The 19,856-nt window shown below is 63.3% G+C and carries 19 protein-coding genes; 15 read left to right on the plus strand and 4 right to left on the minus strand.

Translation table 11 applies throughout. The features are described from left to right. Positions 1-6: 6 nt before the first annotated feature. From AC0L2L_RS28440 to scpB, 15 genes are all read left to right on the plus strand, one after another. Positions 7-882, plus strand: a complete 876-nt coding sequence (locus AC0L2L_RS28440; RefSeq protein WP_473583204.1) for an AraC family transcriptional regulator — start codon at positions 7-9, stop codon at positions 880-882. 71 nt (positions 883-953) lie between these two features. Then, complete coding sequence (locus AC0L2L_RS28445; RefSeq protein WP_473583205.1) at positions 954-2,045, plus strand: threonine aldolase family protein; 1,092 nt, start codon at positions 954-956, stop codon at positions 2,043-2,045. Positions 2,046-3,286: 1,241 nt separating this feature from the next. After that, the gene (locus AC0L2L_RS28450; RefSeq protein ID WP_473583206.1) at positions 3,287-3,943 is read left to right on the plus strand and encodes an antitoxin Xre/MbcA/ParS-like domain-containing protein; all 657 of its coding nucleotides are present in this window, start codon (positions 3,287-3,289) and stop codon (positions 3,941-3,943) included. A gap of 317 nt (positions 3,944-4,260) precedes the next feature. Further along, positions 4,261-5,412, plus strand: coding sequence for a porin (locus AC0L2L_RS28455; RefSeq protein ID WP_473583207.1), 1,152 nt, complete (start codon positions 4,261-4,263; stop codon positions 5,410-5,412). Positions 5,413-6,234: 822 nt separating this feature from the next. Continuing rightward, positions 6,235-7,197, plus strand: coding sequence for an ArdC family protein (locus tag AC0L2L_RS28460; RefSeq protein WP_473583208.1), 963 nt, complete (start codon positions 6,235-6,237; stop codon positions 7,195-7,197). Between the two features lie 216 nt (positions 7,198-7,413). Next, positions 7,414-7,833: a DUF2958 domain-containing protein gene (locus AC0L2L_RS28465; protein WP_473583209.1), complete on the plus strand. Its 420-nt coding sequence runs from the start codon at positions 7,414-7,416 to the stop codon at positions 7,831-7,833. Positions 7,834-7,912: 79 nt separating this feature from the next. Next, positions 7,913-9,643: a ParB/RepB/Spo0J family partition protein gene (locus AC0L2L_RS28470; protein ID WP_473583210.1), complete on the plus strand. Its 1,731-nt coding sequence runs from the start codon at positions 7,913-7,915 to the stop codon at positions 9,641-9,643. Positions 9,644-9,905: 262 nt separating this feature from the next. Next, the gene (locus AC0L2L_RS28475; RefSeq protein ID WP_473583211.1) at positions 9,906-10,235 is read left to right on the plus strand and encodes a hypothetical protein; all 330 of its coding nucleotides are present in this window, start codon (positions 9,906-9,908) and stop codon (positions 10,233-10,235) included. A 760-nt stretch (positions 10,236-10,995) separates the two neighbouring features. After that, positions 10,996-11,319, plus strand: coding sequence for a DUF736 domain-containing protein (locus AC0L2L_RS28480; RefSeq protein ID WP_473583212.1), 324 nt, complete (start codon positions 10,996-10,998; stop codon positions 11,317-11,319). Positions 11,320-11,469: 150 nt separating this feature from the next. Further along, on the plus strand, positions 11,470-11,730 hold the full coding sequence (locus tag AC0L2L_RS28485) for a helix-turn-helix transcriptional regulator (protein ID WP_473583213.1): 261 nt from the start codon (positions 11,470-11,472) through the stop codon (positions 11,728-11,730). After that, positions 11,727-12,275, plus strand: a complete 549-nt coding sequence (locus AC0L2L_RS28490) for a S26 family signal peptidase (RefSeq protein ID WP_473583214.1) — start codon at positions 11,727-11,729, stop codon at positions 12,273-12,275. Before AC0L2L_RS28485 ends, AC0L2L_RS28490 begins: the two co-directional genes overlap by 4 nt. Beyond that, positions 12,263-12,946, plus strand: a complete 684-nt coding sequence (locus AC0L2L_RS28495; RefSeq protein WP_473583215.1) for a lytic transglycosylase domain-containing protein — start codon at positions 12,263-12,265, stop codon at positions 12,944-12,946. The genes AC0L2L_RS28490 and AC0L2L_RS28495 overlap by 13 nt, the downstream gene beginning before the upstream one ends. 179 nt (positions 12,947-13,125) lie before the next feature. Beyond that, positions 13,126-15,096 carry a relaxase/mobilization nuclease RlxS gene (gene rlxS / locus AC0L2L_RS28500; protein ID WP_473583216.1) on the plus strand — a complete coding sequence of 657 codons (1,971 nt, stop codon included), beginning with the start codon at positions 13,126-13,128 and terminating at the stop codon, positions 15,094-15,096. 189 nt (positions 15,097-15,285) lie between these two features. Next, positions 15,286-16,236 (plus strand): DUF1403 family protein, encoded by a 951-nt coding sequence (locus tag AC0L2L_RS28505; protein WP_473583268.1) that lies wholly within the window; start codon positions 15,286-15,288, stop codon positions 16,234-16,236. 2 nt (positions 16,237-16,238) lie between these two features. Continuing rightward, the gene (gene scpB, locus AC0L2L_RS28510; protein ID WP_473583217.1) at positions 16,239-16,928 is read left to right on the plus strand and encodes an SMC-Scp complex subunit ScpB; all 690 of its coding nucleotides are present in this window, start codon (positions 16,239-16,241) and stop codon (positions 16,926-16,928) included. 110 nt (positions 16,929-17,038) lie between these two features. Here scpB and AC0L2L_RS28515 read toward each other — a convergent pair whose 3' ends face one another. From AC0L2L_RS28515 to AC0L2L_RS28530, 4 genes are read right to left on the minus strand one after another with little or no spacing between them, the layout of a single operon-like run. Then, positions 17,039-18,430, minus strand: a complete 1,392-nt coding sequence (locus tag AC0L2L_RS28515) for a hypothetical protein (protein WP_473583218.1) — start codon at positions 18,428-18,430, stop codon at positions 17,039-17,041. Continuing rightward, positions 18,423-18,947, minus strand: a complete 525-nt coding sequence (locus AC0L2L_RS28520) for an MPN domain-containing protein (protein ID WP_023774349.1) — start codon at positions 18,945-18,947, stop codon at positions 18,423-18,425. The genes AC0L2L_RS28515 and AC0L2L_RS28520 overlap by 8 nt, the downstream gene beginning before the upstream one ends. Then, on the minus strand, positions 18,895-19,371 hold the full coding sequence (locus tag AC0L2L_RS28525; protein WP_473583219.1) for a DUF7665 family protein: 477 nt from the start codon (positions 19,369-19,371) through the stop codon (positions 18,895-18,897). The genes AC0L2L_RS28520 and AC0L2L_RS28525 overlap by 53 nt, the downstream gene beginning before the upstream one ends. Then, positions 19,371-19,841: a hypothetical protein gene (locus tag AC0L2L_RS28530; protein ID WP_473583220.1), complete on the minus strand. Its 471-nt coding sequence runs from the start codon at positions 19,839-19,841 to the stop codon at positions 19,371-19,373. The genes AC0L2L_RS28525 and AC0L2L_RS28530 overlap by 1 nt, the downstream gene beginning before the upstream one ends. Between the last annotated feature and the right edge of the window lie 15 nt (positions 19,842-19,856).

Here is a 19,856-nt window from a genome sequence, read left to right on the forward strand (position 1 = left end):
CACTAAGTGGCCGATATCGCCATCGAACACGACGACAAGGCGCGCGGCCATTCCGAACCTCCGGGCCGGCCGCCGCACAATCGTGCGGTGATGAAGCACTCCGATGTCCTTGGCGGGCTCGATTACCTGGCGGCGGATTATCACCGGCAGGATTTCTCCAAGCATGTCCACCACGAGTATCTGATCGGGTTGATCGAGCGGGGCGTCCACGATGTCTGGTGCCGGGGCGAGATTTGGCACGCCGGTAGCGGCACCATCGCGACTTTCGCTCCCGGCGAACCGCATTTCGGGGGTGCCGGTGACGACCTTGGCTGGAGCCAGAAAATCTTCTACCTGCCCGAACGCCTTGTCCGGCAAGTTCTTGAGGACAGCGGCCAGACCGAACCCGGAACGATCGACTTCAAAAGCCCGTTCCAGGAGAATGCCCTCGTTGCGCAAGGCCTCGGCGCGCTTTGGCGCCTGCTCGAACATGAGCATAGCTCAGCACTGGAGATCGAGGAGCATCTGATCCGTTTCCTGCCCCGTGCCTTCGCGCAAGTGGGCAGGTCGCGCGTCGCCGAGAAAAAATTGGTGCCGCCGAGGTTCCGCGACGTGCGTGACTTCATCCATGCCCACTCGGACGAAGCCCTGCAGCTCGCCGCTCTCGCCGCCCTCGCTGGATGCTCCAAGGCGACGTTGATCGACGGCTTCAAGGCGCATTTCGGGGTGCCCCCCACCCGCTACCTGATCCAGGTTCGCATCGACGAGGCGCGACAGCTGCTGAGGCGAGGTCAGCACGTCGCCGAGGTCGCCGTGGCGGTCGGGTTCGCGGACCAGAGCCATCTGACCCGACACTTCAAGGCCGTGTTGGGAGTGACGCCGGCACGTTATCTCTTAGCTTGAATATCGTTCAATAAAGCGCGCAGCGAACCGTCTAGCCTGGACGCTCAACGGATGAAACGAGCGTCCAGACCATGAGCGACAGCAAGCAGACCCGCCCCCGCGGCTTCACCAGCGACAACATCGCCGGCGCCTCTCCCGAGGTGATCGCAGCCATCACGGCGTGCGCTTCGGGTCAGGCGCTTCCCTACGGCAACGATGAGCTGACCCACACCGTCGAGCGCCGGCTTGCCGAGGTGTTCGAGCATGAGGTCGACGTGTTCCTCGTCTCGACCGGGTCGGCGGCGAACGCGTTGGCGCTCGCGGCGATGACGCCGCCATGGGGCAGCATCCTTTCGCATGCCGAAGCACACATCAACCGCGATGAGTGCGGGGCGCCGGAATTCTACACCGCCGGTGCGAAGTTGGTGCAGCTCCCGGGCGAGGCCGGCAAGATCGACATCGACGCCTTGGCGGCCAATGCCAAGCGCATGGTGGGCGACGTCCACTCGGTCCAGCCCTCCAGCGTCAGCATCACGCAGGCGACCGAGGTGGGATCGGTCTACGCGCTCGATGAGATCAAGGCGATCGGCGATATCTGCCGATCGGCGGACCTGCCGCTCCACATGGACGGCGCCCGCTTTGCCAATGCCCTCGTCACTCTCGGCTGCTCGCCGGCCGAGATGACGTGGAAGGCCGGCGTCGACCTTGTGTCGTTTGGCGCCACGAAGAACGGAACGTTGGGGGTCGATGCGGTCGTCTCATTTCGCAGGGATCTCGCGAGCACGATCGCCTTTCGCCGCAAGCGGGCCGGCCAGTTGAGTTCCAAGATGCGCTTCATGGCGGCGCAGATGGACGGCTATTTGCGAGACGGCGTCTGGCTTCGTAACGCGGCCCATGCCAATGCGATGGCGTCGGCGCTCGCACAAGGTTTGGCCGCCGTGCCGCGTGTGGAGATCCAGCAGCGTCCCGAGGCCAATATCCTGTTCTGCCGACTTCCCACGCCCCTGATCCGGGGGCTGCTCGACATGGGATTCCACTTCTACCATGATCGCTGGGAGCCCGGGATCGTGAGGTTCGTTACCTCGTTCGCGACGACCGAGGCCGACGTGTCCGACTTGATCGGCGCAGCGGCCGGCCTCTCCACACCGATCGCCTCGGCTCGTGTTCCGGCTGGCGCAGAATGAGTGTGGCGATCGTCAAGCGCTCTCGCCGCGCGTCGTCATTTTCAAACGGTGTCTCAGCCAATCGGACCTCGCGAAGGCCACTGGAAGTGAGAGGTCTAGTCCGTCGAACGGAGCGTTGGCCCGAGTTCCACGAATAAGGAAAACATGGCTCTGTTCCTGCGGCCACCCGGCCACGTCGCGGGCGCGAAAATCGCGGGTGAAAGTCTTCTCGCCGGTAGCAATTTTCTGTGCAGCCGAGCTCGCGCCCATGCTCGACACGGGGGACCGATCCTGTCCCGGGTCGTGAACTGTTCGACCCCGCCGGGATGCCTGGTGACTTTGTGATGTCGGTTTTCGGCATTCGAAACGGGCATCGTCAAGGCTTGCGGGCCTTGAACAGCGTCGCGGACCTGCCCCGGCGTTGGATACTCCCCAAAGTCGGTGTCCTATGAACCACCTTACGGGCACCGCTGAGTCCCCAAGGGGCGCCTGCCATCTGCAAACGCGATGGTCTCTTCCGAAATATTATATTAGCGAAACGGACACCACATCGCGCATGCTAGCAGCTAGCGGGACAAGCGCCCATGCGCCCTGCAGATATGCTTGGGCGCCTGCACTAAGCGCATACGCAGTTATCTTCGATCTCGAGAGGCCTGGTGACCGGGGCCTGCTTGTCTGCGGTGACGAGGACGCGGCGACTTGTCTTTCGGCTGCAGTACCCGGCTGAGGCTCCGGAAAAAACTGCTCGCTGCCGGGGAAGCCCGTATGGTGGATCGAGCGATCTTGCATGATGAGGCGTCGCGAGGAGGGGGGTTCAACTTTGTCACGAAAAGGTCGCGCCTGCTCACCTGGCCAATGTGGTGCGCAATAGTGAAGCATGTATGCGCCACTGAAGGGCATAAGGTCGCAATAAATGTGCAAAATGTTCGATTTGTGCAGAAGTAAAGTGTCAAAATAGTTGCATAAAAGCAACGTCTGAATCATATGACGCTGAAGATAAACTTTGCGCTTGCGCAAATTGGCGCCACGGATACCGTCGCGCTGCGCATAATGCATTGCGATGTGCATCCGTTTGGTCGTGGGGGCAAAGATGGTCGTCAATCGACTTCGCCCCCTTTTCGTTGAGAGGCACAGGTTGAGACCTGAGACGGCTGCTAGGTCGCAAGCATGCGAAGACGCAATACATCGCCGTCCCTCCAAAATCCATGTCTTCAACGCTCTTTCGGCGGCCTGCTGAAGGAATGCTATTGGGAAACCGACATATGTCTGGAGCGAGTGATCTTGCGGATGAAAAGCGCCAGAGCGAGCTTTCAAGCTTTGTCATGAGCGAGGTGCGGCGCATTCTCGCCCAATGCGACGAGGCGAGGCAGGGTGACAAGGCTGCTGTTGCGCCTTCGTATTCTGCTGCCGAGGATTCGACGGCCGTGGCTGCCGAATTTCTCTGTAGACTTGAGGCCGAAGCGGCGCGACGACTAAACGCCCAGGCCGTTGAGATCGCTTCACGACCGCGGGCAGCCGACCATCCGCTCGGTCATCCGGTTCTGAAAGATTTTCCGAGAGAAGGCGCACGCATTGCGGAGTGGGCCGGTCCAGTTGCGGGGTCGACGCATCTCGAGAGACGTTTTGGAATACCGCGGTCAACGCTGCATTGGTGGCAGCGGCACAACGATGTGGTTGCCTTTCGCAGAGGCTCCCGCAAGCATGTATTTCCCCTGGCTCAGTTCATCGACGGCAGGCCAATGCCAGGAATACGGCAGGTCCTTTCCTCGATTTCCGATCCCAGATTGGCTTGGCTATGGCTGATCAGTCCCTCGCCTCTTCTCAAGGATCGGCTTCCTATCGAATTGCTCAGAGACGGCATGAACACAGAAGCCGTTGGATCGGCCGCCCAGGCTATTTCTCTGATTGGATCTGTCTGACCATCGGTCCGACGTCCGTGGCTGTTTGCCTGCATCTGGATGCCTATGCAAACAGTCGATGTACCAGTTGTGCGATTTGTACAAATGTATAGTTGTTCAATTTGTACAAGTAATATTGGAAATTTAGTGGTAAAAATGCCACTAATACTGGTACATGTAGCTGACAAACGGATTTTTACCTTGCACTATTCCATCCGGTGAATAGCTTCCCAGCCGGGAAGGATGCTTCGCGACGCGCATCTTTTTCGATCGTGGGGACAGGGAGCGGTTCGTTCATCGACGTCCTCGCCCTTTTCAAATCATCAAGGAGATCAAGTATGAACATCAAGAGCCTTCTTCTCGGCTCAGCTGCGGCCCTGATCGCAGTGTCCGGCGCCCGCGCCGCCGACGCGGTGACCGTCGCCGAGCCGGAACCGGCCGAATACGTAAAGATCTGCGACCTGTACGGCTCGAGCTACTTCTATATCCCCGGCACCGAAACCTGCCTGCGCATCGGCGGCTATGTCCGTTATGATATCAGCGCCGGCGACGTCGGCAGCTTCGATGGCGCTCGGTCGACGGACGTGCTCAACCGCAAGGACCAGGGCACCTGGCACAAGAACGCCCGCTTCAACCTCAAGACCTGGACCGGCCAGGAAACCGAGCTAGGCACGCTGAAGACCTACACCGAGACCCGCTTCAACTTCGGCAACAGCGCCTACTATGCTGGCGAAGACGGCAATCAAGCCCACAACAAGGGCGCTTCGCTGAATTTTGCCTGGATTCAGCTCGGTGGGCTCCGCGTCGGTTTGGACGATTCGGCCTTCGATACGTTCATCGGCTATGCCGGAAACGTTATCAACGACACCATCGTTCCCTACGGTGATTTCTCCACCAACCTCATCCAGTACAACTTCGATGCGGGCAACGGTTTCTCGGCTATCGTGTCGCTCGAAGAAGGCTCGCTGGACACCAACAATGTCTTCTACGTGGGCACGATCGACAGCTATGTTCCGCATGTCGTCGGCGGTCTGAAGTACACGCAGGGCTGGGGCGCCATCACCGGCGTCGTCGCCTATGACAGCAACTACGAAGAATGGGCCGGCAAGGTTCGTGCTGACTTCAACGTGACCAGCGAGCTGTCGCTGTTCGCCATGTTCGGCTACGGCACCGATAAGAATACGCTCGATTTTGCCAGCGGTCGTGACTTCTACAAGCAGTGGGGCGGTCACTGGGCCTGGTGGGCCGGCGGCACCTACAAGTTCAACGAAAAGACTTCCTTTAACCTGCAGGTATCGGGTGATGCAGACAAGAATTATGGCGTGGCGGCTAACGTCGCTTACGACATCGTGCCCGGCCTCACGGTCACCGGCGAAGTTGACTACGATCACTTCGGCCACTTCAACGACGGCACGCCGTTCGGCAACTGGACCGCTGCCGACAAGAAGAACAACGTTGGCGGTTTCCTTCGCTTCCAGCGCTCGTTCTGAGAATTGATGGGCCCGGCCGCCGCGTTCGAAGCGCTAACTCCTAGCCTCCAATCTGCGGCTGAACCACTGACAATAGGTTGCCGGCGAATTGCTTGATCACGGACCTCCAATCCGAGCATTTCGTCGCTGAGAAGGGCGCCCTGTTCCCGGGGCGCCCTTTTTAGTGAATCATCATCGGACTCGCGCAAGCGAGGTAGATCGGCAGCATTCCGCCAGCCGCAAACCGGGCGATCAAGATAGCGCATCGCATGATTGCCTGACGGTATCGCGTGCGGCTCAACGTCTGGGAATAGGGGGCCCATCTGTTCCCGCTCTTCGCGTCAGATGGGTAGTGCTTGGTTTTCTTGGCAATCCTGGCCGTCCACCAAGCATTCGGCGTTCATCCCTGCGAGCTTACGCAAAGCTCGGCATTCGCGATCAGCCTCGGCAGGGAACCCAGGCGGCTCCTTAATGGCGCCCGCGCGCCTGAAGGCGCGCGCCGGGTGCTCGTGAACCGAGCCCGCTTTTTCTTCGCCAGGCTCAGGCGGTCTCGGCCATCCGGCTTCGCCCCCTGGCGCGGGGCAGCCTGTCGGCTGCTGACGGTCGCCGGCCTGTCGGCCGGCGTGGTTTCTTGTCGTGGCCTTCCCCGGTGGCGCGCGGTGGGCGGCACTCCCTTCTAGGCCCGCCGCGGCGTCCCGAAACCCTTCGCTTCGCTTCGGGTCCTCCTCTTCGTTCCGGTCCTGCGGATGCGGTCCGCCTTGGACGTCGGGCCTTTCCGGTCGCTTTCGCCGCCCACCCCGCTTCCGGGGAGGGCGCGGGATTAAAAGAGCGGAGGACCAGACGATGGGTGCAAAATACAAGCGTTCCGGTAGCCGAAAGGCTGGCGCGGGCAGGGGCGGGCGCACGGGCGCCAGCCTTTATCAGGAAATCACGGATCGCATCATCGCCGAGCTCGAGCGCGGCACCGTGCCTTGGGTCAAGCCGTGGGGCAGCGCCAAGGCCGGCCTCGGCCTGCCCAGCAACGCGGCCACCCGTCGCGTCTATTCCGGCATCAACATCCTGATCCTTTGGGGCGCTGTCTTCGAGCGCGGGTATGCCAGCCAGAACTGGCTGACCTTCCGGCAGGCGCTTGCGCTTGGCGGCAATGTCAGGAAAGGCGAGCACGGCACGACCATCGTGCATGCCGACCGCTTCGTTCCCAAGGACGAAAGGGAACGCGCAAAGGCCGATGGCGATGAGCCGAACGCCGTGCCTTATTTGAAGCGCTTCACCGTCTTCAACGTCGCACAATGCGACAACCTGCCCGAACATCTCTATGCCGCCGCCGAACCGCTGCCCGAGCGTCAGATCGTTCCGCAGGCCGAGGCGCTGATTCACAGCTGCGGCGCTGACTTCCGCATCGGCGGCGATCGCGCTTTCTACATGCCGGGCAGCGACTTCATCCAGGTGCCGCCGCAGCCGGCATTCTTTCACCAGATCGACTATTACCGCACCTGCTTCCACGAGCTTGGCCACTGGACCGGCCATCCAACCCGGCTTGCGCGCGACCTTTCCGGCTCCTTCGGCTCGAAGGCCTATGCGCGCGAGGAACTGGTCGCAGAAATCTGCGCAGCCTTCGTCTGCAGCAGCCTCGCTATCGAGCCGACCGTGCGCCATGCCGATTACATCGGCTCATGGCTGACCGTGCTGCGCGAGGACAACCGCGCCATTTTCCGCGCCGCCAGCCAAGCCTCGAAAGCCGCCGATCTGCTGCTCGGCTCTATCCCCAGCGCTGAAGGCTCCGACCGTGCGGAGATCGCGGCGTGAGGCGCGCGTGATCCCCACGCGCTGCCGACTGAGACGACACCGGAAAGCGAGCAGACGCTCATTCCCGGTGTCCGGCCCCTCACCACGCGCGACCGGCTTGCGCTCCTCATGGACGCGCCGATGCGGCCGCGCAAGGCGCAGAAGCCCGCTCGACATCGGCCTCTTTGATGAGTGCGCGCGCAACCAACTCGACCTGTTTTGACAAGGAGTTTCCCCATGATCCTGATCACCGACGAATTGCGCGTCCGGCTGCTCGCCAATGGCGCTGCCGACACCGAAACCGACCATGTCCCGGTGGTAAAACTGTTCGATCCGACCGGGCCGGCAACCTGGCTTCTCACCGAGCTCGATGCGGACGGCGACACGCTGTTCGGCCTTTGCGATCTCGGCTTCGGCTTTCCCGAACTCGGCAGCGTCAGCCTTGCCGAACTGCAAAGCGTCAAGGGCCGGCTTGGCCTCGGCATCGAGCGCGACCGCTATTTCAAAGCCGAGTTCTCGCTCTCCGTCTACGCCGAAGCCGCTCGGCTGTGTTGCCACATCACCGAGGACGAGCGGCTGCTGCGACAGGCGGCAGAGGCGCTTGCCCCATCCCATTCCGAGCTTCCGCCGGACACGGCGGAACAACCGCGCCGCTAGGCGCGAAAACCGTCCCGCCGCGCCGGCCTTCTAGGCCTTTGCGGCGGGAGAACCTCAACCAAACCGAAGGAGACAAATCATGCAGCTTGCTCATATTCCGCTTGATAGGCTCAACATTTCCGCCGCCAACATGCGCCACGGCAAACGCGCGCCGGATATCTCCGATATCCTGCCGTCCGTTCGCGCGCGCGGCGTTCTCGTGCCGCTTCTGGTGCAGCCCAACGGGACGCCGGAAAGCTTCGAAATCGTCGCCGGACGGCGACGCTATTTCGCCGCCAAGTCGCTCGCCGACGAGCGCGGCGAGGGCGAGCCCTTGCCCTGCGCCATCATGGAGGACGGCGACGACGCCGATGCGCTCGAAGCCTCGCTGATTGAAAACATCGCCCGCCTCGACCCCGACGAGGTCTCGCAATGGGAAACCTTCTCGCGGCTGATCAGGCAAGGCCGCTCCATTGCCGACATCGCCGCCACCTTCGGCATCACGGAGTTGATGGTGAAGCGCTCTCTGGCGCTCGGCGAGCTTTTGCCCAAGATCCGCGAAGCTTACCGCCGCGAGGAGATCGACGCCGAAACCGTGCGCTATCTCACCATGGCATCGAAAGCGCAGCAGAAGGACTGGCTGGCGCTCTACGCCGATCCCGAGCAATACGCGCCGCACGGCTTCCAGCTGAAGCAATGGCTGTTCGGCGGCCAGTCGATTTCCACCAAAGTGGCGCTGTTCGCCGTCGAGGACTATCCCGACCTCATCGTCTCCGACCTGTTCGGCGAGGACAGCTATTTCGCCGATGCCGACCTGTTCTGGCTCAAGCAGAACGAGGCGATCGCCGCCAAGCGCGACGCATATCTAGAAGCCGGTTGGAGCGAAGTGACCGTGCTCGAACCGGGGCAATATTTCCACTCATGGGACCACGAGAAAACCCCGAAGAAGAAGGGCGGCAAGGTCGTCATCACCGTCTCGCATCGCGGCGAGGTCGAGTGTCACGAGGGCTGGCTGTCGCGCAAGGAAGCGCGCCGCGTCCGCGCCGATGAACAGGGCGGCGAGCAGGAAGAAACGCCGGCCAAGCCGTCGCGGCCTGAACTCACCGGCCCGATGCAGAACTATGTCGATCTGCACCGCCACGGTGCCGTGCGCACCGCCTTGCTCGATCATCCCGCCATTGCCCTGCGCCTCATGCTGGCGCATGCGATTGCCGGGTCAAGCCTGTGGCAGGTGCGCCGCGAGCCGCAACGCGCTGCCAACGAGACGGTCGCCGCCAGCCTCGCCGCCTGCAAGGCCGAAGCCACCTTCGCCGAAAAGCGACGCGAAATTTTGGCATTGATTGGGCAAGCGGACGAGGACGGCAACGTCGCCGCCGGCCATGGCGACGCCTTTGGCACGGCAAGCGTCTTTGCCCGTTTGCTGGCGCTCTCCGACGATGATGTCCTGCGCGTACTCAGCCTTGTCATGGCCGAGACGCTTGAAGCCGGCAGCGCCGTCATCGAGGCGCTTGGGCATAATCTGGACGTCGACATGGCTGCTTTCTGGCAGGCGGACGAGGCATTTTTCGAGCTTTTGCGCGACAAGGAAATCGCCAATGCCATGCTCGCCGATATCGGCGGCAAGCATGTCGCCGACGGCAATGTTTCGGAGAAGGTCAAGACGCAAAAGAAGATTATTCGCGACTTCCTCTCCGGCGAGAACGGCCGCGAAAAGGTGGAAAGCTGGCTGCCGCGCTGGATGAAATTCCCGGTCGAAAGCTACACAGCACGCGGCGGCTTCCGCACCGCCGATCAGTGGGCCAAGGTCCGGCACCTGTTCGTGTCGGAATAATAGAAGGCGCAGGACCGGCTGGTCGCCGGATATGGACACGGCCCCGGTCGGGGCCGTGGGCTATCTCTCTCTGACTGCCCATTGTAGCACCGCCTCTCCGGCGTCAAGGACGTGCGGTCCTCCCAATTTTGCCGCCGGACGCTGAAGCGCCCGACAACAAAATCGGCTCCCCCGCACGCCGCGTAGCGGTCGCTAAAGCGATCCTTGACCCCTCGATGCGTCGGTGCGGGCTCCTTCCGTCAGAGAGCGAAAGGAGACTTCCATGACACATCGCAACATCCTCACCATCGACGGCGGCAGCGCAGAATACTGGCGGCAGCGCAAGCTTGGCTTCCGCCTCATCCGCGAGGCGGAGTGGGCGCTTTCGCGCCTGGAGCGGGCGCCGATGTATCTCCACGGCGGCTATGACGAGTACGGCGACGTCATTCCCATCGAAAACCTCCGGCCGTATGCCGACATGGAGGACGCGATCCTGGCGATCGAGGCGAACGAGACGGCCGTCAGCATCCTGGTTGCGCAACGCCGCACCAAGATCGGCGACTATCAGGTCAAAGCGGTGATCCGGCAGCTTAAGGATCTGGACCGCGACTAACGTCGAAACGAGAGGCGGCATCCGCCGCCTCTCGTCCTTATGTCGCTACCGCAGAACGCAGATCGCGCGGCCGCATCTCAGCGCGCGTTGCCCGCCGTAAACCTCATGCGGCGACACGCTCGCGAAGATCAGGACTTCATCGACGCCGTGTCGGATTGGAACGAATGAGGCGCGGCAAGGTCTGGACCGGCCTCAGGCGCTAAGGACTATACGGGCAAAGCCGCGTCCCGAAATGGCGCGGGGACATTTGGGACGGCGCCGCTCGTCCGCCGCCGCGGCGCATCGAGGGCTCGGCAGGTGCCTGCGATGGCGGCGCGGCGTTCCAGTTTTAGCGCGCGCACCACCCATCGACCTGCAACGACACCCGGCCGCTGGAAGTGGTTTGGCGCTTGTCGCGTAGGCACGATTGGCGTTGGCAGGGCACCGGAGCATCCGCGATCCTGACGCCGCCTTGACCCCCTGCTTGGCGTAGCCACCGCGTCTCCAGGTTGTCTCCTGTTTTGCTGTCGCCGGGGACCATTCCCCTGCGGCTGGCTTGATGACCTATGGGCGGATCCGGCCCGCCCGAAACCCTCGTCCGACTGCTTTTTTCCCCGCCGCCTGCGGCGGCTTCCTCGCGCCGCTTCGCTTCAAAAAAGCCGTCCGCTCGGGTCCTCCGCTGTCGCTGCGGCCCTGTCGGGTTCAGGCGGGCCGGACGCGCCCATCACGGTCCGCCATCGCAGGGGAATGGTCCCCGGCGAGAGCAAAACAGGAGACTAACATGACCGCGATCGGATACGTCACCAAGCAGGAAAACGGCGGCTACAAGGGCCAGCTCAAGACGCTCAGCGTCCGCGCCGACATCGACATCGTGCCCAACCAGGGCAAGAGCGCCGACAACCATCCAGACTTCCGGGTGCTGACGCAAGGCGTCGAGGTCGGCGCCGGCTGGATCCGCACCGGCGAGGCTTCCGGCAAGGACTATGTGAGCCTGTCGATCGCCGCCCCCGAGTTCGGCCCTCGCAAGCTCTACGCCAATCTCGGCCGCGCCGCCGGCCAGGACGATGACGACACCTACGCCATCATCTGGAACCCCGTCGACTGAGCGGCGGAGCTCGAGCCCCGCGCCTTAACCGGCGCGGGGCTCATCTGACAAGAGCGGCGAAAACTCGCCCCCGACTCTTCGCCCGTCCCCAGAGCGACCTCGCTCGCCCATCCTCGCCGTCGCTTCTCCTTAAGCGACACGAGGACAATCATGGACGACGAAAACGAACGCGCCGCCCGCGCCAAGAAGGGCAGCCCGTTTCTCAACACCGCGCAAGCCGCCTTCTATGTCGGGCTCTCCCAGCGCACGCTCGAAAAGATGCGGCTCAACGGCGGCGGCCCGAAATTCCGCAAGCACGGCCGCTATGTCCGCTACCACATTGACGAGCTCGACGAATGGTCGAAAGGCCATCCGCAGCGCGGCGCTCCCGAAGCCGGTTCCACGCCGGCAGACGAGGGAGGCCGCTCATGAGCCGGCGTCCTTTTCTCGGCATGATCGGCTCCGGCCTGCGCTGCGTTCGCGCCCTCAAGACGATCGCCATTGCCGCGGTTGGCCTGAGCCTTTTGGGCTTCACGGCACTCGCAAAACCCACGCCCTGGCTGGTCTGGAACGCGTCGGCCAGCGCGCCGATCGGCCTCTACCGCATCGCTGCGGGCACGCCGGCGCGTGACGATCTGGTGCTCGTCCGCCCGCCTGATTACGTGGCATATCTCGCCGCCGAACGCGGCTATCTGCCTCGCAATGTGGCGCTGGTGAAGCGGATCGCGGCGCTGCCAACCAAGCATGTCTGCGCCTTCCACGACGCCATCATCATCGGCGGCGACATCGTGGCGCGCCGGCTCAAGATCGACACCGAAGGCCGGCCCTTGCCATGGTGGAACGGCTGCCGGGCGCTCACCAAGGACGAGGTGTTCCTGCTCGGCAGCGAGACCAATCGCTCCTTCGACAGCCGCTATTTCGGGCCGGTGCCGGCCGCCAATGTCATTGGGAGGCTCGTGCCGCTATGGACCGAGTGACCCTCCTGCTATTCGGCATGATCGCCATTGCGCCATGCGCCTGTTCCGCCTCGACCGGCGCCGAGCCGGTCGCCATCTCCTTGACTCCGCAGCTTCGAAACTGGCAGCAGTTCGTAGCGGAAGCGAGCGGTCGTTTTCGTGTTCCACAGGCCTGGATCTACGCCGTCATGGATGCCGAAAGCGGCGGCAAAACGATGCGCGATGGCCGCCCCATCACCTCGCGCGCCGGTGCCATCGGCCTCATGCAGGTGATGCCCGGCACCTATGATGAGATGCGGGTCGAATATGGTCTCGGCCCAAATCCGCATGATCCGCGCGACAACATTCTGGCTGGCACCGCCTATCTCCGCGCCATGTATGACCGCTTCGGATTCCCCGGCCTGTTCGCCGCCTACAATGCAGGCCCCGAGCGCTACGAAGGGCATTTGAAGCACGGCAAGCCGCTGCCGAAAGAAACCGTCGATTACCTCGAGCAGCTCAGGGCGGCCGGGATTTCGGCCACCGACATGAAACAATTCAAGGGCAAATCTGTCGCTCCGGAGAGGCGAAAGGCACGCTTTGGGCGCTCGCTATTCTTCCTCCACGACGGTGCTCGCGCCGGCGCGCGAAACGGCGATCTGTTCGTGCCGCTTGGTAAGGATGACATGCGGCCGAAGGAGCCGGATGGCTAGGAGTTCGGGGGCCGTACGCGCGCGACATGGGCAGGGCGCGTAAGGCAAGATAAAGGCACCGCCTCCGAGAGGCGGTTAAGTATCTGTCTGCACATCGTTTTTCCAGGAGGCTGCCAGCAGCACCAGGAGGCTGGGGCGCGCAAGCGGCTGATTCTGCTGCAGTTATCCGGGAGGCTGGAGTGAAAGACGACGAGTTCAGGCCAAAGCTTGGCAAAATCGGATCGCGGGGCTCGAAGGCAGGGAAGCGGTTCACCGGTCAGCTTCGGGCCGCGATCAACCGAGCCGGTGGCCGGCCGCAGCGCGGTCGTCGCTTCGCGGGGAGCCGGACAGGGCAGGGCGGGGCGGCGGCTGCGCTGCTGAAATCGCGCGGCCGGTACGCCGCCTTCCGCCAGCGCCGGGTCGTCGTCAAGGCCCGGATCGTCAAGCTCGCCGGCAAGGGTGTGAAGGGAGCGCGTGCGCATCTGCGCTATATCCAGCGCGACGGCGTCACCCGCGAAGGCGAACCTGGCGAGCTCTATGGCGCCGACAGCGACCGCGTCGACGGCAAGGCGTTTGCCGATCGCGCTGATGGCGACCGGCATCAGTTCCGCTTCATCGTCGCAGCGGAAGACGGCATCGAGTACGAGGACCTCAAGCCGCTGACTCGACGCCTCATGGCGCAGATGCAAGAAGACCTCGGCACGAGGCTCGACTGGGTTGCTGTCGATCATTTCAACACCGGCCATCCGCACAGCCACATCATCGTGCGCGGCAAGGACGATCGCGGCGAGAATCTCGTCATCGCGAGGGACTATATCTCGAGCGGCATCCGCGAGCGGGCGGCTGAACTGGTCAGCCTCGATCTCGGTCCGCGCACCGATCGCGAGATCGAGCAGCGCCTGCGCCAGGAAATGGAGCAGGAACGCTTTACCAGCGTCGACCGTCGGCTGCTCAGCATGCGCGACCATGACGGGCTTGTTTCGCCGGACGGTCGCGACGCGTTTCGGCAGACGCTGCACCAGGGTCGCTTGCGAAAGCTCGAGCGCATGGGTCTGGCCGAGGAGGTCGGTGCTGGCTCCTGGCGCCTCGATGATGACCTCGAAACGTCGCTGCGCCGCATCGGCGAGCGCGGCGACATCATCAAGACCATGCATCGCGAGCTGGCCGGCAAGGGGCTCGCGCGCAGTGCCGCCGACTGCGTGATCCACGATCGATCCGGCGAGCCGGCCCAGCCCGTCGTCGGCCGCGTCATCGCGCGCGGGCTCGCCGACGAAATCAATGACCGGCAATACCTTGTCGTCGACGGAGTTGACGGTAAAAGCCATTGGATCGATATCGGCAAAGGTGAGGCCACCGAACCGACGCCCGAAGGCTGCATCGTGCGTGCCACCCCGAAGAGCACCGAGCCGAGGCAGGTCGACCGTACTGTCGCCGAGATCGCCGCCGCCCATGGCGGCCGCTATGACGCCGATATCCACCTGAAGCATGAGCCATCCGCCACCGAGAGCTTTGCGCAAACGCATGTCCGGCGGCTGGAGGCGATCCGCCGGGAGACCGGCGGCGTCGAGCGAGAGCCGAACGGGACCTGGCTCGTCGCGCCGGACCATCTCGATCGTGTCGCGGAATACGAGCGCCAGCGGGCCAGAGCCGAGCCTGTGATCGTCGAGAAGCTCTCCTCATTGTCACTGGAAGGGCAGGTGAGCTTTGAAGGTGCCACCTGGCTCGACCGGGAACTGGTTGCCGACGGACCAGTGCGGTTGCGCAACTCAGGCTTCGGGCATGAGGTCCGGGAGGCGCAAGCCCGCCGGCGGCAGTGGCTGATCGCGCAAGGCCTCGCGCGCGAAGAGCAGGATCGGATCGTCTACCGCGCCAACATGCTTTCGATCCTGCGCCAGCGCGAGTTGAACCGTGTGGCTGGCCAACTTTCGGACGAACTTGGACTGTCGTATTCCGAAGCCAAGCCTGGGGTTGGGATAGAAGGCACGCTGCGCCGAAAAGTGGAGCTTGCCAGCGGCAAATATGCCGTCATCGAGAAATCGCGCGAGTTCACGCTGGTGCCATGGCGGCCTGTGCTCGATCGGCATCTCGGCAAGGAGGTGTCCGGGATCATGCGCGGGGAGGGGATTTCCTGGACCTTCGGCCGGCAGAGGAGCGGGCCAAGCGTTTCGTAAAAAACCTACAAATTCCTCGACCATGTGTTGGGATAGTTGCTCTGTGGAAAGGTGTACACACGCTAGCCGGGCGCGAGAGCTAAACGGCTGATAATGCAACATTATCGTTCATTATATCTGCACGACAGGCTGTGCGTTTCGGCGCGAAATTCATGGCGCAAAGCGCACGGGCGTTTTACCCTCCAAATGATGATTCGCCTCGATCCCGCGACCGCCAGCTCCTCTGCGCCGACCGTGCCGACCTGGGCGCTGGCGTCCGGCCGTGACGCCAGCGAGATCGACGCCGCTTTCCAGGCCGGGGCCGCCTTGGCGTCGCTGGACGCACTTGCCCGGGCGCAGCCCGCCTGGGCCGGCGCCTGGCGGCAGCGGCTGGCGCTTCGCTGCGCCGCCGCCAGCATGCGGCTCGCCGGCCGCGCCGAGGACGCGGCCGCCCTGCGCGATGCCTGGCACTTCTGCCCGGCCGGCGCCGATCCCGGTCCCGCCGGCGCTATTTTGGGCGCCTGGCGGCAGCTGGCGCTGCAGCCGCCGGCAGCCAGCGCTGATCGGCTCGAAAAGATCGTCGACCAACTAGGGCTCCATTGGGACGGCGCGGCTCTCGCCGACCTTTGCACGGAGATCGAAAAACTGGCGGGATTGCAGCGGCCGGCGCCGTTCGCCGCGGCGGCGATCGCCGCCCGCGTCGTCGCCATGCGCCCCGACTCCGAGCTTTTTGCCTGGTGGCTCGCCGACCTGATGCTGGCAAAAAGCCTGCGCTGGCCGCGGTCGCTGCCGCTGCCGATGGTTCAGGCCTTCGGTCCGGCTTTTCGCGATGAGGCCGGCGGCAAGCGCATCCGACCCGGCGAAAAAGGTTTTGAGCGCGCGGTCTGCGTCGCGCTGGTTCCAGCGGCAGCGGAAGCCTGCCGGCTGGCCGCCGAGCTGTCGCGTCGCGCGGAGCGGCTTATCGCCGTCGCACCGAAGCTCAGGGCAAAGGGCGCCGGCGATGTGATTTTTTTGCTCCTCAATGAAGACGCCGTGCCTGGCTCGCTGACGACCAAAAACCTGTCGCGCTTTGCGGCGCGGCGCCTGTTCGACCGGCTGCAACAATTGGATGCCGTGCGCGAGCTTTCGGGCCGCACCACCTTCCGGCTGTTTGGGCTGTAGCGATGAGTGAAGCGTTCGCCCGCCGCAAGGCCAACGATCAGCCGGGCCTGCTGGACACCGAACTGGACCACCTGCCGCCAGAACTGCGCTGGCGCGAGTGGATGGGCCGCGTCGAAGCGGTGATCTTCGCGGCAAATGAACCGGTGACCCGTAGTGTGCAGGCGCGGGTGGTGGGAAGAAACTGCAATATCGAGCTGATCATCGACGACATCCGCGCCGAGCTCGCCGGCCGCGCTTACGAGCTGGTCGCAGTCGCCGGCGGCTGGCAGCACCGAACCAAAAAAGTTTTTGGCGACGTCATCCGCGCCGCCTTCGGTATGGCCGCAGGGGAGGGGACAAAAGAGCTGTCGCAGTCGGAGGCTCTCGTTTTGATGTGCATTGCCTATTTCCAGCCGATCACCCGCGCCGAACTATCGTCCTTCTTCGGCAAGGAGGTGTCGCGCGACCTGATCGGCGTGCTGCGCGCGCAAGAGCTGATCGCCTCGGGGCCGCGCAGCCCGCAGCGGGGGGCGCCCTACACCTATGTGACGACCAAAAACTTTCTCTCGCAGTTCGGGCTCGACACGCTGCGCCAGCTGCCGGATTTCGAGGCGCTCGAGGACGCCGGGCTGCTGTCGAAGGAGAAGCTGCTGGCAGGGGTCATCCCGCTCGCAACAGAAATGACCTCGCTCGATGACGACGATATGGTGTGAGCCATCTCGTGTCGCTGCTTGCCGCCACGAGTCCTCTGTCGACTGATTGCGCACGTGTGATGCAGAGCGGGGGCGAGGGAACTTGTATCTCGGGTGGGTGGATATCCTCCTCAGGCCAATCCGGCGGTGCCAAACAGAACGATGTCATGAGCTTCGCGCAGCACCAGCCTACGATGCTGTAGTGCTCTAATATCCAAATTGACGACGGTGGGGCGAACGCCATCGGCGACCATCCGGATCGTTTGCGAAATCAGGACGGTAGCAGCAATCATACCGACAAAGGGAGCGCCCACCGCCACTTGTCCCAACCGCGTCAGGCCGCATTCGTCGAGATCGCCGCGATCATGAAGATCCTTATAAGCAGGCGGGCGCCCCGCCAGGGCAACGGGCGCGTTTCCTTGATGCCCCGCTTCGTCCATCTCCGGGTCGTCGGCCCAGATATCGAGCGCCTTGTTTGGTGCCGGGAAGCTATGGGTTCTGATCAGGCGGAAATCCTCTACGCCGCTACCGAGGCCGGCCTCGAAAACCGTCGCAAAGCCCGCGCCTTCGAGGATAGCCCGCGCTTGGGGGTTGTCCACCCCGCAAAGCGCCAGCAGGGGTTCGTCGTGGCCAACACGCAGGTCGGAAGCGAACCTCCGCTCGACCAGCCTGGACTGGAAGCCGCGGGCCTCAACCCAGTCAGCGCAGACGCGGGTCTTCAGCCGCCCGGCGTCTGTAGCGAAAGTGAGAACGGATGTACTCTCGGTCGACGGTCCGGCCCGGTCGACGTCCTGAAGGAAGATGCGGACATTTGACGGATCGGCAAAAGGCAGGAGCCCGATCGTCCATAGAAAAGCCTGGCCGAGATGGCCAAGCCCTATCACCCAGAAATCCGATGGGACCTTTGCCACGGCGGGTCCATCAGACGTCGGCGATCTCCAATCGGCGGACCCTTTGAGGTCCCACAGCGACATCCCAATCGGTCGGTGTCCCGCCATCGGCTCGCCATCGAAATGGGCGAAGACTTCCGACACGGCCAGCGCCCCAGCAACCACGCCAGAGGGAGCAAACTCGGCACAGTCGGCGAGGGCAGGGGCGCCGAAGGGCACTAGGCCGGCTCGCCAGCCTTCGAATGTTGTTCTGATAGCAAAACCCGCGCGATCGACCGCCGGCGGAGCTCCGATGCTGACAAGCGGAACGTCTTGCGGGATGTTCTCGACGACGATGCCCTGCAGGTGTCCTACTGCGTCAGCCAGGGTCGCACCGGCAACGATCGGCACCGTCAAAGGCGCGTGCAGGAAGCCCGACACCGTAACGCCGCCAAGGAAGGTGCGGCGAGCGCAATTGAGAGCGGTAAGCAGCGCCGCCAGATGGGTCGGGCTCGACGCTGCGCTCTCGCCGATGAAAAGATGCATCCGGAAAGAATGCAACCGCTGCTCGGCTTCCTCCGCGGTAGCGGCCGTGCCGCGGTCCATGAACAGCTTGGCGGACCTGTTCAGGGTGTCAATGATATCTTCAGCCATGGATTGTTCCTTCAATGCGCAGTGTGGGCCGCAGAAGCGACCGTTTGAGTGCGGTCCAGCGAAAACGGCCCAGGTAGCGATAGAGCCCGATCTCCTCGAACCTGATCGGCTCGGCGGCAAAGCGAGGCAGGATCATCGCGATGTGACCCGGCTCGGCGATCATTGGGTGCAGCCGATCAGATTCGCTTTGCCCGGCACTGCCGGGGTGGGTGTGAACGTCGGCCGCGACAACCTCGCCACGTTCACGGCAGATGTTCCACAAATCCGCCATCGAGCCGCCGTCGATCTCGATGATGCCGGTATCGAACGCGTGAGGATCGATCTCGTCGTAGAACACGATAGAGGTGATCCTGCGGTGCGCAGTATTCGGTCCCAGAAGGAAAGCGCCGCTTTCCCGGTGGTTGCCGCCACGCGCTCGCAGTCCGTGAAGAAGTTCGAGCCACAACTCGACCGGGATCGAGAGATCAGGCGGCTGGCCGAACAGGCGCGAAATAAGCGAACGAAGCCAAAAGGTCATGAATGATCTCCACATAATGAACAATTCCGCGGGCGGGCTTCCAGATCAGTTCTGGATGCTCCACGATCCATTGCTCGTGCCCGGGCAACGCCATTCGGTCACACGGCAAATAAAGGGCCGCAGCGTTCCAGTTTGGATTGAACGCCGCCGCCACCCGGCCCGAACCCTTCGGCCAATATTCTGCGGCAAGCGGCACGCCGGTCTCCATGTCGCAAGGCCTGGCGTTCGGCAGTTGCGCTGGATAGCCGTCCAGAAGAAAACGGAACCCCCACTCGCTGCCGTCGCGCGCTCTTATCGCGAAGTCGGCAGTCGGCCACGCCACGCGCAGCAAGCGCCATTGTTGTTTGATCGTGCCGAGCTGGAAATCAGGGCGCTCCAGGTGTTCCTGGAACGCCCTTTCCTCGGCTGTCGGCAAGGCCGCCATCAGCCCTGCACCAGCTTCTTGCGGACCAGGTCGAACACAACGGCGCAGGTTTCGCCGGTGAAGCTGCCCAGATGTGCATTCTGCGGCGGCTGGACGCGGCTACCATGGATCTGGAGGACGTGCTCCTCGGCCTCCTCCTTGCCAAGGCCAGCCTTTTCCACGGCCCAGCGCGTCACCTTGGCGATCGTCGCCGAGGGCGCGAACTTGTGCTTGAAGGCTTCCATCTTGTAGTGGACCGTGACGTCGACCTTGCGGCAGCGGTGGGCATGGAACACCGGGTGGTCATGGCCATGGAGCGGGTGGTGGTGCTCCAGGGGCTCGTCGTCGTCCTCTTTGAAAATCAGGAGCTCGGCGACATCGATACCGCGCTCCTTCACCAAGGCAAGGAGATCCCCGACGACGGCAGCCCCTTCCAGTTCGAGGCGATCGGGAGGCTCGGCTCCGGCCGTGAAAAAGATTACAGTCTTCATCTATCAGTTTCCTCT

The organism is Mesorhizobium sp. WSM4832 (genome assembly GCF_055811115.1).